The organism is Microbacterium pasadenense (assembly GCF_047246565.1).
Classification (GTDB): Bacteria; Actinomycetota; Actinomycetes; order Actinomycetales; family Microbacteriaceae; genus Microbacterium.
Genome location: NZ_JBFOKN010000001.1, coordinates 1,145,589 through 1,160,293 on the forward strand (window position 1 = coordinate 1,145,589; position 14,705 = coordinate 1,160,293).

Below are 14,705 nucleotides of genomic sequence, written 5' to 3' on the forward strand. Positions count from 1 at the left end.
CGCCCGGTCCACCCCGGCGAGCCCGCGGGTAGCCTGGAATGATGACCGACGCGCCCCGCGACTTCCACAAACCGGTCCGCCGCTCACCCGACTCGTTCGACCGCAGCTTCGCAGCCGACGACCCCGCCGAGGTGAGCCGGGTGGCTCACGCGACGGCGACGGCTCTGCTCTCTCGGGTGCGGGAAGCCCCGCGTGACGAGGTGATCGACCGTCTGGTGCAGTTCACCGATGCTCACGGCATCGAGACGATCGCGGAGCTGTGGTCGCGCTCGCCGGCACGGTCGCTCCCGGGGGCGCTGTGGCGGCTGTACCTGCTGCAGCTGATGATCCACGACGATCCGCGCACCGCAGCGCTGCTGTACGAGCGGGGGCGCGCCCGCCTGGCATCGGCGGATGCCGTCATCGCGGGCGCGCCCGCGCCCGCGGGACCCGACGAACTGGTCGCGCTGATCGACGAGATCCTGCGGGGCGTGTTCGCGGGCGACTTCGCCCTCGCCCTGGACCGGGCGGCATCCTTCTCCCGCGTCGTCGCCGCCGGCTCGACGGACCTCGCCGACGATTACGACGCGACCGAGCCCGGCCGTGCCTCGCAGTTCACGACGCGCGCGCTGCGTCTCGACACCTACGCGGGCGACCTGACCACGGCGGCGGGGCTGTGGCGCCGCGAAGCTCTGAGCTGAACGGACGGCGCGCGCATCCGGGCAGGGGAGTGCCGGACGGATGCCGCACCCGCATCCACGGCAGCGTGCCGACGGGATGCCGCGCCCGCATTCGGGCAGAGAAGTGCCGGACCGCAGAACGCCTCTCGGCGCGTGGCCGCTCGCAGCGGCTGAAGATGGAGCCCGGGGTTACTGCGGCCCGGCTGTAAGAGTTTAACGGACGGCGGCCCGAGGTATTCCGGGTGGCCGGATTTTTCCCGGCATCCCCGCGATGACGGGAGACGGCCGCGCCGCGGCGCTCTCTCCCGGGCGTGTCGCACACCTCGCGCGCACCCGGGCGGTCGCTGCGCGTAGGCTCATCGCATGGCTTGGCGCTTCGCTCTCATGATCGACCCGGCGGGAGCGGACGACGCCCGCACCGACTTCTCCGCCACGTTCTCCGAGGTCGATCCGTCGGCACCCGCACTGACGGTGGGCGAGTTGAGCACCCAGCGAGGCGACGGCATCTTCGAATCCATCGGCGTCATCGACGGCCACGCGCAGGAGGTCGAAGCGCATCTGCAGCGGCTCGCGCACTCCGCCCGGATCTGCGAGCTGCCCGAGCCCCACCTGGGCCAGTGGCGCGAGGCCGTCGGCCGCGCGGCGGCCGCGAGCGGCACCGGCGAGGCCGTCATCAAGCTCATCCTCAGTCGCGGGGTCGAGCACGGCCCCACGCCCACCGCCTGGATCACGGTGGCGCCGGCTGCCGACTTCTCGGCGCCGCGCACCCGCGGCATCCGCGTTGCGGTCCTCGACCGCGGCTACAGCATCGACCTGCCCGGCCGGGCGCCCTGGCTCCTGCTGGGAGCGAAGACGCTGTCGTACGCCGTCAACATGGCGGCGATCCGCGAGGCGAAGCGACGCGGCGCCGACGATGCGGTGTTCGTGACCTCGGACGGCTTCGTGCTCGAGGCGCCGACCGCGTCGCTGATCATCCGTCGCGGCGACACGTTCGTGACGCCGGCACCCAACGGCGGCATCCTGCACGGGACGACGCAGCTGAGCCTGTTCGAGCACCTCGCGTCGCGCGGCTTCGAGACCGCCTACGAGACGCTGCCCGTCTCGGCCCTCGCCGACGCCGATGGCGCCTGGCTCGTCTCCAGCGTGCGCCTCGCCGCGCCGATCACGGCCGTCGACGACCGCACCCTGCCCGTGGATGCCGACCTGACGGCATCCATCAACGCGTACCTGCTCAGCCCGCGGGACTGACGCCGCGCGCGCCGCGACGCAAGGGATCCACTCGACACTCCGACGGCAGGGCTCGCGCAGCGGCGTGTCGGCGAGGATCCCTTGCAGCCCCGTCCTCAACCGCGACGGAGGTGAAGGCCGGCGGCCAGCGCTCCGAGCACCGCGCCCTCGACGAGCGGCCAGTCGTACATCACCATAGCGTAGTCGAACCGGAGCGTCACGTAGCCCCACTCGGCGGCATGCGCATCCCGCAGCAGATCCTTGTGCCGGAGGGACGTTCCGTCGTGGTTGACGCGGCCATCTGTCTCGATGATCAGCCGTTCCCCGATGAGGATGTCGACGAGGCCGACGCCCGCGACATCCACCTGCGTGCGCACCTCGACGTCGAGGTGACGAAGCCGCCACCGGAATAGCGACTCCAGGCCGCTGTCGGCATCGGCGCGAGCGAAGGCGATCGCTTCGCGGGCCGCGTCGGTCGTGGTCCGCGCGAGCCAGGCCATTCCGGTGGCGTCGATGAGTCGCAGCCGGAGGGCGGACTCGAGTGACACGAAGAACGCCTCGACGCCGAAGCAGGACAGGATCTGTCGCAGCACCCGCGGCGCAGCCGGTGTCCCGCGCGGAGGGGCGGAGCGGCCGTCCCAGTGCTCGACGCAACGGCATCCGCTCGTGCGGTCGTGATGCGCCCGCTCGCCGTCACGCATCCACACATGCGGACGGCTGTCGTCGGCGAGGATCCAGATGCCGAGGTGCCGAGCAGCGGTGACGCATGCCGCGTGTCCGCCGTGGCGGGCGACGCTCCGCAGCTCTGCGCAGCATCCCGGTGTCGCGTAGACCCCGATCCGGACCCGGTCGAGGCGGCCATCCGCGACCGCTTCGGAGACGCGTCGCCGCGACCAGCCGCTGGCTCTGAGCTCCCGTGTTCGGAGGATTCCGCGTCCGCTGTCGCACATCTTTCGAGGCTGGCGCCTCACCCGCAGGTGGTGGCCGGGCCGAGCGGCATCCGTGGACTCAGCCGCCGACGGCGCGACGGGGGAGGAACCGCCAGCCGCGATGCAAGGGATGGCAGGCGGCGTACCGAGGATGCCACGCACCCAGCGGCGCGCCTCCTCAGATCCCTTGCATCGCGGGACGGCCGGCGCCGGGGCCGGACTCAGCCGAAGCGGCCCGAGACGTAGTCCTCGGTGGCCTGCACGGACGGCTTCGTGAAGATCGTGCCGGTCTCGTCGTACTCGATGAGCTTGCCGGGCTTGCCGGTGCCGGCGATGTTGAAGAACGCCGTCTTGTCCGAGACGCGCGAGGCCTGCTGCATGTTGTGGGTCACGATGACGATCGTGTACTCCTTCTTCAGCTCCTGGATGAGCTCCTCGATCGCGAACGTCGAGATCGGGTCGAGGGCCGAGCAGGGCTCGTCCATGAGGAGGACGTCGGGCGACACTGCGATGGCGCGCGCGATGCACAGACGCTGCTGCTGACCGCCCGACAGACCCGAGCCCGGCTTGTCCAGGCGGTCCTTGACCTCGTTCCACAGGTTCGCGCCGCGGAGCGACTTCTCGACCAGCGCATCGCCGTCGGACTTCGACATCCGCGAGTTGTTCAGCCGCACGCCGGCCAGCACGTTCTCGCGGATCGACATCGTCGGGAACGGGTTCGGACGCTGGAAGACCATGCCGATCTGGCGACGCACGAGCACCGGGTCGACGCCCTGGCCGTACAGGTCCTCGCCGTCCAGCAGCACCTCGCCCTCCACGCGGGCGCCGGGGATGACCTCGTGCATGCGGTTCAGCGTGCGCAGGAAGGTCGACTTGCCGCAGCCGGACGGGCCGATGAACGCCGTCACGCTGCGCGGCTCGATCTCGAGGGAGACGCCCTCGACGGCGAGGAAATCGGTGTAGTAGACGTTGAGGTCGTTGACTTCGATGCTCTTGGACACGTCGGGTGCTTTCTGTCGGATGCCGCGCTCAGCGGCCGAACTTGGGGGCGAACCGCTTCGCGACGAAGCGCGCGATGAGGTTCAGGGCCATGACGATGATGATGAGGGTCAGCGCCCCGGCCCAGGCGCGCTCGAGCGACGCCGGGATGTTCGTTCCCGGGTTCTGGAACTGGTCGAACACGAAGACCGGGAGGGTCATCATCGGGCCGTCGAAGGCGTCGAGGTTGAGGGACTGCGTGAAGCCGGCGGTCAGCAGCAGCGGAGCGGTCTCGCCGATGACGCGGGAGATCGACAGCATGATTCCGGTCGTGATGCCGGCGATCGACGTGGGGAGGACGACCTTCACGATCGTGAGCCACTTCGGCACGCCGAGGGCGTAGGCCGCCTCGCGGAGCTCGTTCGGCACGAGGCGCAGCATCTCCTCGCTGGAGCGGACGACCACCGGGATCATCAGCACCGACAGCGCCAGCGAGCCCATCATCCCGGTGTTCAGGCCGGGGTTGATGAGCGCGACGACCGCGACGATGAACAGACCCGCGACGATCGACGGGATGCCCGTCATGACGTCGACGAAGAAGGTGATGAGCTTCGCGACGCGGCCGCGGCCGTACTCGACCAGGTAGATCGAGGTCATCAGGCCGATCGGCACCGAGATGAGCGCCGCCCAACCGGTGACGATGAGCGTGCCCCAGATCGCGTGGACGGCGCCGCCGCCCTCGCCCACGATGTTGCGCATCGAGAACGAGAAGAACTGCCCGTCGAAGCGTGCGATGCCTTCGGCGATGACCGTGAACAGCAGCGAGATGAGCGGCAGCAGCGCGATCGTGAACGCGATCGAGACGAGCACGGTCGCCAGGCGGTCGATCGCGCGGCGACGGGTCTCGACGACCGTGGACAGCGCGACCAGGGCCGCGGCGAACACGATGATGCCGATGAAGACGGCGCCGGCGATGTTGAAGTCGATGAGGTCGCCGCCGGTGTTGAGGACGGCGAAGACGGCTCCCGAGAGCACGAGGCAGGCGGCGAGCAGCGCCCACGGCATCCATTTCGGAAGCTGCCCTGCGGTCAGCGAGTTGCCGACGGGAGCCTTCACGGGCGTGCGGGTGAGGGTGGTGGTCATCAGTTCGCTCCCGAGAACTCGGCGCGGCGGTTGACGACCCAGCGCGCGAGGGCATTGACCGCGAAGGTCACGATGAACAGGATCAAGCCGGTCGCGATGAGCACGTTGACGCCGTCGCCGTACGCCTCGCCGAAGTTCAGGGCGATGTTGGCGGGGATCGGCGTCGGGTTGCTCGAGGTGAGCACCTGGAACGACACGGCGCCGGTGGCCGACAGCACCATGGTGACCGCCATCGTCTCGCCGAGCGCGCGGCCGAGGCCCAGCATCGCGCCGGAGACCATGCCGCCGCGCGCGAACGGGAAGACGGCCATCCGGATCATCTCCCAGCGCGTCGCGCCGAGCGCGAGGGCCGCCTCCTCGTGGAGCGTCGGGGTCTGCAGGAAGACCTCGCGCATGATGGCGGTCATGATCGGCAGGATCATGACCGCGAGGACGAGGGATGCCGTGAGGATGGTGCGCCCCGTGGGCGACACCGCACCGGCGAAGAGCGGGATGCCGCTGAAGTTCTCGTTGAGCCAGACGTAGAACGGCTGCAGCAGCTGTGAGAAGACGAGCGCACCCCAGAGGCCGTAGACGACCGAGGGGATCGCGGCGAGGAGGTCGATGATGTAGCCGAGGACCGCGGCGATGCGACGCGGCGCGTAGTGCGAGATGAAGAGGGCGATGCCGATCGCGAGGGGCGTCGCGACGACGAGCGCGATGAGCGAGGCCCACAGGGTGCCGAACACCAGCGGCCAGACGTACTCCCAGAAGGAACGTCCGTTGAGGAACTGCGTCTCGTCGGGGTCGCCCGTGAAGGCCGGGATGCTTTCGATGACGAGGAACAGCGTGACCGCGGCGAGCACGATCAGGATGATCATCCCCGCACCCAGCGCGCTGCTGGAGAAGACGAGGTCTCCGCGTCGGCGGACCGTTCGCTTCGGAGCGGCTCGGTCGAGCACCGGGGGAGGAGTGGGAAGCATCGCGATCCTCGGGTTGGAAGCGGGTGGACAGAAGTGCTGCGGGTGGCCGCGCGCGGAGCGCGGCCACCCGCAGCCGGGGTCTTACTCGGTCGCGCCGATCAGGGCGATCGCTTCCTCGGCCTGCGTGCGGACCTCGGCGGCCAGCGGGGCGGAGCCGGCGGCCTCGCTCGCGGCGTTCTGGCCCTCTTCGCTGACGATGTAGGCGAAGTACTCCCGGACGACGTCCGCGACCGCGGCGTCCTCGTACTCGACGCAGCCGATGAGGTAGCTCACCAGGGCGATCGGGTACGAACCGGCCGGGGCTGCGGCGGGGTCGACCGCGTAGACGAGGTCGCCCTCGCCGCGGCCCTCTTCGAGCGGCGACGCCGACACCAGCTTCGCGGCGGCGTCGGACGAGAACTCCACGAAGTCGTCGCCGACCTGGATCGCGGCCGAGCCGAGGTCGCCGGCGCGGGACGCGTCGATGTAGCCGACGGTGCCCTGGCCCGCCTTGACGGTGGCCTCGACACCCGAGGTCTGCTGCGCCGACTCGGAGCGCGTCGTGTCGACGGGCCACTCGTCCGCGTCCTCGTACGGCCAGGCGTCGGGAGCGACCGAGGCGAGGTAGGCCGTGAAGGTTCCGGTCGTGCCCGAGGCGTCGCCGCGGAAGACCGGCGTGATGGCCAGGTCGGGGAGCTCGACGCCCTCGTTGACCGCGGCGATGGCCGGGTCGTTCCACTTCTCGATCTGCTCGTTGAAGATGTCGCCGACGAGCTCGGGCGTGAGGTTCAGGCTGTCGACGCCCTCGAGGTTGAAGACCACGGCGACGGGGGAGATGTAGGCGGGCACCTCGACGATCTCGTCCGTCGCGCATGCGCCGAAGCCGCCGGCGGCGAGCTCCTCCTCGTTGTAGGCGCGGTCGGAGCCGATGAACTGGCTCGACCCGGCGAGGAAGTTGTCACGACCGGTGCCCGAGCCGGTGGGCTGGTAGTTGATGGTGACGTCGGTGTTCTCGGTCTGGAACGCGGCCGTCCAGGCCTGCTGCGCGGCGCCCTGCGACGAGGCGCCGGTGGCCTTCACGGTGCCGGAGAGCGTCTGATCGGACGTGCCGCCGGACGAGTTGCCGCTGGGAGCGGCCTCGTTCGCCGCGCACGCGGTGAGGGACAGAGCAGCGACGGCGGCAACAGCGCCCAGGCGGGCGATGCGGGTGAGCTTCACGGAGAATCCTTCGGGTGATCGGAACGCCCCGGTGCAGGGGCTGGCTCGACGCTATGGTTCGCTGGTGACCAGACTCCGCTGCCGAGGTGAACGACAGGTGAACGGAGGCGGTCCGATCCGTGCGGAGGGCTAGATCTTCGGTGCGTGCGTCTCGATCGCGACGATCCCCGAGCCGGGATTGGTGGCCGACAGGTGCGCGACGGAGAACGAGCCGGTCTCGAGGGCCGACGCGCTTCCGAGATACGACCCGCGCAGCGTCCCGGTGGCGAGCGCCAGCTCGCTCAGCAGCTCCGGCAGCACGGGACCGTGCGAGCACAGCACGACGGGCGTGCGGGCGCGGACGCGCTTGCCGATGATCGTCCGGGCATCCGAGGTCCCGACCTCCCAGGCATCCTGCGAGATGAGCTCCGTCGTGCGGACACGCGTTCCGATGGCCTTCGCGAGCGGCTTCACGGTGGCGACGCACCGCACCGCCTCGCTCGAGACGACGCGCTCGACGCCGAACGCCCGCAGCGGTCCGACGATCGCCTTGGCCTGGCGCTTGCCCCGCGCCGCCAGCGGGCGGGCGGCATCCGGTCCGTCCCAGTCCTCACGGGAGACCGCCTTGCCATGGCGCAGGACGACGATGGGGAACGTCGACAGGATGCCGTCGTCCACGAACGCGAGGAAGTTCTCCAGGATCTCGACGTCGACGGGATAGCTCAGTCGGGCGAGAGCCTTCTTCGGGCTCAGCCAGTCGAGAGCGGCCACCTCTTTGTTCGGCACGAACGCGGATGCCCGGATCGCCTCGGGGGTCGCCTCCGCGCTCCAGTAGTGGACGATCTTCTGCCGCTTCCCCGGCATCCGGTACTTCGACACCCCGACCGGCACGCCGAGGCGGACGCGGATGCCGGTCTCCTCGAAGATCTCGCGCGCGGCCGTCTCGGCGAGGGTCTCGCCCGGGTCGACCTTGCCCTTCGGAAGCGAGACGTCCGCGTACGCCGTCCGGTGGATGACCAGGACGCGGAGCTTCCCCTCGACGAGGCGCCACACGACACCGCCGGCTGCGTAGACGGCGGTGTCGGTCATCGCACCGCCCGCGCGCGACGTCGCCGCTGGACCTGCGACATCGTCTTGTCGTGGAGGTCGATGAGCGGCTTGCCGTCTTTGTCCACGCTGTGACGGAGCCACTCGCCGTTCTCGCCGAGGTGCCACGAGCTGGTCTTGTCGGACATCGCGAGGTCGAACAGCTCGGTGAGCTCCGTCAGGTGCGTCGGCGCGATGACGCGGACCAGGGCCTCGACGCGACGGTCGAGGTTGCGGTGCATCATGTCGGCGCTGCCGATGAAGATCTGCGGGTCGCCCGCGTTGTGGAACGCGAAGATGCGCGAATGCTCCAGATAGCGGCCGAGGATCGAGCGGACCGTGATGTTGTCGCTGACGCCCGGCAGATCCGTCCGCAGCGAGCAGATCCCGCGGACCCACACGTCCACCTTCACGCCGGCCTGGCTGGCGCGGTACAGCGCGTCGATGATCTGCTCGTCCACCATCGAGTTGACCTTGATGCGGATGTGGGCGGGCTTGCCCGCGGCGGCGTTGCGGCGCTCGCCCTCGATCTGGCGGAGCAGTCCTTTCCGCAGGTGCAGCGGTGCCACGAGCAGGCGCTTGAACTTCTTCTCGATCGCGTAGCCGCTCAGCTCGTTGAACAGGCGGGTCAGGTCGCGACCGACCTGCTCGTTGGCGGTGAACAGACCGTAGTCCTCGTACAGCCGGCTCGTCTTGGGGTTGTAGTTGCCCGTGCCGATGTGGCTGTAGCTGCGGAGGACGCCGTCCTCTTCGCGGATGACGTGCAGCAGCTTGCAGTGCGTCTTCAGCCCGACGAGGCCGTAGACGACGTGGACGCCGGCCTTCTCGAGAGTGCGCGCCCATCCGATGTTGGCGGCCTCGTCGAAACGCGCCTTCACCTCGACGAGGGCCAGCACCTGCTTGCCGTTCTCGGCGGCGTCGATGAGGGCCTCGATGATGGGGCTGTCGCCTGACGTGCGGTACAGCGTCTGCTTGATCGCGAGCACGTGCGGATCACGGGCCGCCTGCTGGAGGAACGCGACGACGCTCGTCGTGAACGACTCGTAGGGGTGATGGACGAGCACGTCCTCCTTGCGGATGGCGGCGAAGAAGTCCGCGCGGCCGTTCTGCTCGGACGGCTGGAACGGCGAGGCCGTCTTCGGGACGTGCGTGGGGTAGTGGAGCTCCGGCCGGTCGGCCTGCGACAGCGCGAACAGGCCGCGGAGATCGAGCGGCGCGGGAAGGCGGTAGACGTCGTTGGCGGTGATGTCGAGCTCGTCGAGCAGCAGGTCGAGCGTCACGTCGTCCATGTCCTCGGTGATCTCGAGGCGGATGGGCGGACCGAACCGCCGGCGGAGAAGCTCGGCCTCGAGCGCCTGGATGAGGTTCTCGGTCTCGTCCTCCTCGATCACCATGTCCTCGTTCCTGGTGAGGCGGAACGTGTGGTGCTCGAGGATCTCCATGCCGGGGAAGAGGTCGCCGAGGTTCTCCGAGATGAGCTCCTCCAGCGGCAGGTACCGGACGCGCGTCCCGTCCTTCGACACCTCGACCAGGCGGGGCAGCATCGGCGGCACCTTGAGACGGGCGAATTCCTGCCGCCCCGTGCGGGCGTTGCGGATGCGGACGGCGAGGTTCAGGGACAGGCCCGAGATGTACGGGAACGGGTGGGCTGGGTCGACCGCGAGCGGCATCAGGACCGGGAACACCTGCGTCTGGAAGTACTCGTACAGCGCGCCACGCTCGTCGCCGGAGAGATCCGCCCACGAGACGACCTCGATGCCCGCGTCCGCGAGCGCCGGCTTGACCTCGTCCGACCAGGCGGCCGCATGCCGGCGCTGCAGGTCGTGGGCGGATCGGGAAAGATCGGTGAGGACGTCCTGCGGCGAGCGGCCCACGTTCGTCGGCAGGGCGAGCCCGGTGACGATGCGGCGCTTGAGACCGGCGACGCGCACCATGAAGAACTCGTCGAGGTTGCTCGCGAAGATCGCGAGGAAGTTCGCGCGCTCGAGGACCGGCAGGTTCGGATCCTCCGCCAGCTCCAGGACCCGCTTGTTGAAGGCGAGCCAGCTGAGCTCGCGGTCGAGGTAGCGGTTGTCGGGCAGCTGCGAGTCGTACGCCTCGACGACGCCGTCGAAGTCGTCGTCGTCCGCGTCGCCCAGTCCGGAGTCGTGAACCTGGGTGTCGATCATCCCCTCATCATTGCAGGGTGCGGTGTCGACTGCGCCAGATCGCGCGGGGCGATCCTCGGTCAGACGGATGCCGTCGGCAGCTGATCGTCCTCGTACACGTTGAACCGGTACCCGACGTTGCGGACGGTGCCGATCAGCTGCTCGAGGTCGCCGAGCTTCGCGCGCAAGCGGCGCACGTGGACGTCGACGGTGCGCGTGCCGCCGAAGTAGTCGTAGCCCCACACCTCGCTGAGCAGCTGTTCGCGGGTGAAGACGCGCGACGGATGCGTCGCGAAGAAGTGGAGGAGCTGGAACTCCTTGTAGGTGAGGTCCAGCGGCCGGCCGTGCACCTTCGCGGAGTACGAGGCCTCGTCGATCGTGATGCCCGAGGTCTGCACGCGGGTCGATGCCGGCTCCGCAGAGGCGCGCCCCACGGCGAGGCGGACGCGGGCGTCGATCTCGGCGGGTCCGGCGGAGACGAGGATCACGTCGTCGACGCCCCAGTCCGGCGACACGGCGGTCAGGCCGCCCTCCGTCACGACGAGGACGACGGGGGACTCGATGCCGGTCGTGCTGAGGATCTTGCACAGGGACTTCGCCCCCACGAGATCGTTGCGCGCGTCGACGAAGATGACGTCGGCGCTGGGAGCGTGCGCGAGCTGGGACGCCTGGGCGGGGATCTGCCGGACCCGGTGGCTGAGCAGCTCGAGGGCGGGCAGGACGACGTCACCGCTGGGGGCGGAGCTCAGAACGAGCAGCTGTGCCAAAAGGGCGACCCTTCCGCTGTGGACCCGGAACCGCTCTCATCCTAGAACCAGCCCGGCGCGGCATCCGTCCCCCCGTCCGGGAGCGCCATGGCGAGGGGTGCGCAACAATGGACGACATGAGCGTCCCCGACACCCTGCCCCGAGACCGCACCGGCGGTGTCGTCGCGGTCTGGGTCGCGGCGCTGGTGGTCGCCCTCTCGATCGGGATCTTCGTCGAACCGGACTGGCGCGGGGCGTGGCTGTCGGTCGGACTGGGCGTCTGCGTCATCCTCTCCTTCGCCGTGCAGCTCGTCCACGGCCGCTCGCAGGGGTTCATCGTGCGGGTCGCCGCGAGCGTCCTCGGCGCGATGGTCGTGATGGGACTCATCGGCGCCGGGTTCGCCCTCGCCGAGCTCTTCGCCGCCTGAGCCCCGCAGGGGGCGCGCGGGCCGGTAAAGTGGCGGTATGGACCTCATCGCACTCGAGCTGTTCTTCGTCGGCCTGCTCGGACTCGCATCGCTGGCGATCGTGTTCGTCTCCGGCGTCGTGATCAAGAACCTCTACCGCGGCCAGCGCTGACCTCCGTGATCGATCTGCCGACCGACCTTCCGGCCGATCTCGTCCCGCTGTCGTGGCTGCTCGGCGTCTGGGAGGGCACCGGTGTCATCGAGTACGACGCCGGCGACACCGCCTTCGAGACCGAGTTCCGTCACCGCGTCAGCTTCAGCCATGACGGCGGCGACGCCCTGAACTACGCCGCCACCGCGTGGGTAGACGACGGCGACGGCACCCGTCGCCACCTCGTCGCCGAGACCGGCTTCTGGCGACTCGCACGTCCGGCGACCGACGAGGACCCCGGCCCGGCACTGCTCCCCGCCACGCGTCCCCGTCAGAGCCCCCGCACCGCGGACGACGTCGAGGCGCTGCGAGCCGACGGCGGCGGATTCGAGATCGAGGCGGCCGTGGTGCACTCCGACGGCATCAGCGAGCTGTACCTCGGGCAGGTGCGAGGTCCCCGCATCGACATCGCGACGGATGCCATCGTCCGGCCCTCCGGTGCCAAGCACTACGCCGCCGCGACCCGCATGTACGGCCTCGTCGAGGGCGACCTCCTCTGGGCGTGGGACATCGCCGCCCTCGGCCGTCAGCTCGGTTCGCACGCATCGGCGCGCCTCGTGAGGATGCCGTGACCGACTCGGCCCCGGAGCCCATCGCTGCCGTCGAGCCGCTGCCCGGCCTCGAGCCGTTCGCCGCGCTGCCCGGCGCGGTCCTGGACGAGCGGGGACTCGCGCACCTGGGGAACCCGGTCCGCGAGCAGCGCGACCTGGCCGCCGGGCGCGCGATCGCGCCGCTGGCCGACCGCGCCGTCCTGACCGTCGCCGGCGAGGACCGGCTCTCGTGGCTCGACTCCATCACCTCGCAGGCGCTCACCGGCCTGACGCCGGCGCAGGGCACCGAGCTGCTCGTCCTGGACCCGCAGGGGCACGTGGAGCATGCGGCATCCGTGGTCGACGACGGCGAGCGGACCTGGCTGATCGTCGACCGCTCCCGCGCCGCAGCGCTCCTGCTCTGGCTGCAGCGGATGCGGTTCCGCCTGCGGGTCGACCCGCAGGACGTGTCGGGCGCGTACGCGGTCGTCGGCGGGACGACGGATGCCGTCGCCGCCGTGACCGCCGCGATCGTCTGGCGCGACCCGTGGCCGAGCATCTCCGCCGGAGGGTGGGGCTACGCCGCCGTCGACCCGCATCCGGGCCTGGAGCGCGACTGGGCGGAAGCCGTCGTGCCCGCCGCCGCCTTCGCGGAGCTCGCAGCCGCTGCGGAGCGCGGCGAGCGGAGCATCGCCGGCGGACTCGCCGCCGAGGCGCTGCGGATTGCCGCGTGGCGTCCGAGAGCCGCGAACGAGGCCGACGGCCGAACGCTGCCGCACGAGGTCGACTGGCTGCGCACCGCGGTCCACCTCGAGAAGGGCTGCTACCGCGGCCAGGAGACCGTCGCCAAGGTGCACAACCTCGGGCATCCGCCGCGGCGCCTGGTCTCGCTGCAACTCGACGGCTCCGATGCGGAGCTTCCGGTCCCCGGGGCGGCGGTTCGTCACGCCGGGTCCGACGTCGGCACGATCACGTCCGTCGCGCGGCACCACGAGGAGGGTCCCATCGCCCTCGCGATCGTGAAGCGGACGGTCCCGGTCGACGCGGCCTTGTCGGTCGAGGTCGACGGCGGCGAGATCGCCGCCGCGCAGGAGGTCGTCGTCCCGCCGGATGCCGGCCGTGCGGCATCCGTCCCCCGCCTTCCGCGGCTCGGCTCCCGCCGCTGACCCCTGCGGGCCGCCCGCCGCCGCGCCGAGGTGCGCCGCCCGCCTGGGTGCCCCGCGCCCGGGTGCGCCGCGCCGACGCGCCGCGCCGCCCCGACGCGCCGCCGCCGAGAGCGCCGGTTATCGCCGAGTGCGCCGGGACCTGCTCCGCCCTCAGCGGCGCACTCGGCACCGGACGGCGCACTCGCCGACCCGTCCCCGCCGCTACGCCCGGCGCTGAGCGCGGTGCGACCGGCCGATCATCGCCGAGAGCGCCGGTCATCGCCGAGTGCGCCGGGAGCTGCTCCGCCTCCACCGGCGCACTCGGCACCGGCCGGCGCACTCGCCGACCCGTCCCCGCCGCTCCACCTGCCGCTCTGTCGGTCAGCGCGGCGCGACCGGCCGTCATCGCCGAGTGCGCCGGTCATCGCCGAGTGCGCCGGGAGCTGCTGCGCTCTCAGCGGCGCGCTCGGCACCAGCCGGCGCACTCGCCGACCCGTCCCCGCCGCTCCACCCGCCGCTCAGCGCGGCGCGACGGCATGCCAGGGGAGCGTGACCTCGCCGAGGCGCCACCGCGAGCGGCCCTGCACGGGCCAGCCGGCCGCGCCCATGGCCTCGAGGGCGGCGCGCCAGCGCTGCTGCGGTCCGAAGGCGGATGCCGGAGCCGCACGCGTCCACTCCGTCTCGAGCGCAGCCAGGGCGTCGTGCACGCGCTCGCCGGGGACGTTCCGGTGGATGAGCGCCTTCGGCAGGCGCTCGGCGGCGATCGCGGGGGACGCGAGCTCGGCGAGCCGGAGGGAGATCGTGAGGGACCGCGGCGCGGCATCCGGCCCCACCTCGATCCACGTCGACGCGCGGCCGAGCTCATCGCAGGTGCCCTCGACCAGCATCCCGTCGGGACGCAGCCGGCCGGCCATGCGCGCCCACGCGTCCGCGACGTCGGCCTCGTCGTACTGCCGCAGCACGTTGAACGCGCGGATCACCGCCGGTGAGCGCCCGCCCGGCACGGGCACTTCGAAGCCGCCGCGCCCGAACGAGACGCGGGCATCGGCCGCGAAGGACATCCCGCCCGCCCGCACCCGCTCGAGCTGCTCCTGAGCCCGCGCGACGCGTGCCGGCTCGATCTCGAGCCCGAGCACCTCGACGTCCGGCCGCGCCCGGCGCAGCCGCGCCTCGAGCTCGAACGCGGTCACCCCGCTGGCGCCGTAGCCCAGGTCGACGACGAGCGGGTCCGGCGTGCGGCGCAGGACCGGATGCCGCGCGATCCAGCGGTCGACGCGGCGGAGTCGGTTGGTGTTGGTGGTGCCGCGGGTGATCTGGCCTACGACCTTCCCCGCGCGCGTCATAGTCCCCATGATCCCA

The 14,705-nt window shown here is 71.0% G+C and carries 14 protein-coding genes; 5 read left to right on the top strand and 9 right to left on the bottom strand.

Annotation, left to right across the window (positions count from 1 at the left end; genetic code table 11):
- Nucleotides 1–41 precede the first annotated feature (41 nt).
- Entirely contained in the window at nt 42–680 is a 639-nt protein-coding gene (locus AB3M83_RS05500) for a DNA-directed RNA polymerase subunit beta (RefSeq protein ID WP_412945743.1), read from the top strand.
- A 342-nt stretch (nt 681–1,022) separates the two neighbouring features.
- Nucleotides 1,023–1,907, top strand: coding sequence for an aminodeoxychorismate lyase (locus AB3M83_RS05505; protein WP_412945745.1), 885 nt, complete (start codon nt 1,023–1,025; stop codon nt 1,905–1,907).
- 95 nt (nt 1,908–2,002) lie between these two features.
- Here AB3M83_RS05505 and AB3M83_RS05510 read toward each other — a convergent pair whose 3' ends face one another.
- From AB3M83_RS05510 to AB3M83_RS05545, 8 genes are all read right to left on the bottom strand, one after another.
- Nucleotides 2,003–2,836 carry a type IV toxin-antitoxin system AbiEi family antitoxin domain-containing protein gene (locus AB3M83_RS05510; RefSeq protein ID WP_412945747.1) on the bottom strand — a complete coding sequence of 278 codons (834 nt, stop codon included), beginning with the start codon at nt 2,834–2,836 and terminating at the stop codon, nt 2,003–2,005.
- Nucleotides 2,837–3,036: 200 nt separating this feature from the next.
- Nucleotides 3,037–3,816 (bottom strand): phosphate ABC transporter ATP-binding protein PstB, encoded by a 780-nt coding sequence (gene pstB / locus AB3M83_RS05515; RefSeq protein ID WP_412945749.1) that lies wholly within the window; start codon nt 3,814–3,816, stop codon nt 3,037–3,039.
- A gap of 28 nt (nt 3,817–3,844) precedes the next feature.
- Nucleotides 3,845–4,936 (bottom strand): phosphate ABC transporter permease PstA, encoded by a 1,092-nt coding sequence (gene pstA, locus AB3M83_RS05520; protein ID WP_412945751.1) that lies wholly within the window; start codon nt 4,934–4,936, stop codon nt 3,845–3,847.
- Nucleotides 4,936–5,898, bottom strand: coding sequence for a phosphate ABC transporter permease subunit PstC (pstC, locus tag AB3M83_RS05525; protein ID WP_412945753.1), 963 nt, complete (start codon nt 5,896–5,898; stop codon nt 4,936–4,938). The genes pstA and pstC overlap by 1 nt, the downstream gene beginning before the upstream one ends.
- A gap of 81 nt (nt 5,899–5,979) precedes the next feature.
- On the bottom strand, nt 5,980–7,095 hold the full coding sequence (locus AB3M83_RS05530) for a phosphate ABC transporter substrate-binding protein PstS (protein ID WP_412945755.1): 1,116 nt from the start codon (nt 7,093–7,095) through the stop codon (nt 5,980–5,982).
- A gap of 129 nt (nt 7,096–7,224) precedes the next feature.
- Nucleotides 7,225–8,163 carry an NUDIX hydrolase gene (locus AB3M83_RS05535; RefSeq protein ID WP_412945757.1) on the bottom strand — a complete coding sequence of 313 codons (939 nt, stop codon included), beginning with the start codon at nt 8,161–8,163 and terminating at the stop codon, nt 7,225–7,227.
- Nucleotides 8,160–10,328 (bottom strand): RNA degradosome polyphosphate kinase, encoded by a 2,169-nt coding sequence (locus AB3M83_RS05540; RefSeq protein WP_412945759.1) that lies wholly within the window; start codon nt 10,326–10,328, stop codon nt 8,160–8,162. The genes AB3M83_RS05535 and AB3M83_RS05540 overlap by 4 nt, the downstream gene beginning before the upstream one ends.
- A gap of 59 nt (nt 10,329–10,387) precedes the next feature.
- Complete coding sequence (locus tag AB3M83_RS05545; RefSeq protein WP_412945761.1) at nt 10,388–11,074, bottom strand: winged helix-turn-helix transcriptional regulator; 687 nt, start codon at nt 11,072–11,074, stop codon at nt 10,388–10,390.
- Between the two features lie 116 nt (nt 11,075–11,190).
- Here AB3M83_RS05545 and AB3M83_RS05550 point away from each other — a divergent pair, with 116 nt between their 5' ends.
- The 3 genes from AB3M83_RS05550 to ygfZ all read left to right on the top strand — a co-directional run bounded on the left by AB3M83_RS05550 (nt 11,191) and on the right by ygfZ (nt 13,367).
- Nucleotides 11,191–11,481: a hypothetical protein gene (locus AB3M83_RS05550; RefSeq protein WP_412945763.1), complete on the top strand. Its 291-nt coding sequence runs from the start codon at nt 11,191–11,193 to the stop codon at nt 11,479–11,481.
- A 156-nt stretch (nt 11,482–11,637) separates the two neighbouring features.
- On the top strand, nt 11,638–12,243 hold the full coding sequence (locus AB3M83_RS05555) for a nitrobindin family protein (protein ID WP_412945765.1): 606 nt from the start codon (nt 11,638–11,640) through the stop codon (nt 12,241–12,243).
- On the top strand, nt 12,240–13,367 hold the full coding sequence (ygfZ, locus tag AB3M83_RS05560) for a CAF17-like 4Fe-4S cluster assembly/insertion protein YgfZ (RefSeq protein ID WP_412945767.1): 1,128 nt from the start codon (nt 12,240–12,242) through the stop codon (nt 13,365–13,367). The genes AB3M83_RS05555 and ygfZ overlap by 4 nt, the downstream gene beginning before the upstream one ends.
- A gap of 497 nt (nt 13,368–13,864) precedes the next feature.
- Here the strand turns inward: ygfZ and AB3M83_RS05565 are convergent, their stop codons facing one another.
- A complete protein-coding gene (locus AB3M83_RS05565) occupies nt 13,865–14,689 on the bottom strand; it encodes a class I SAM-dependent methyltransferase (protein ID WP_412945768.1) in 825 nt (274 codons plus the stop codon).
- Nucleotides 14,690–14,705: the final 16 nt, after the last annotated feature.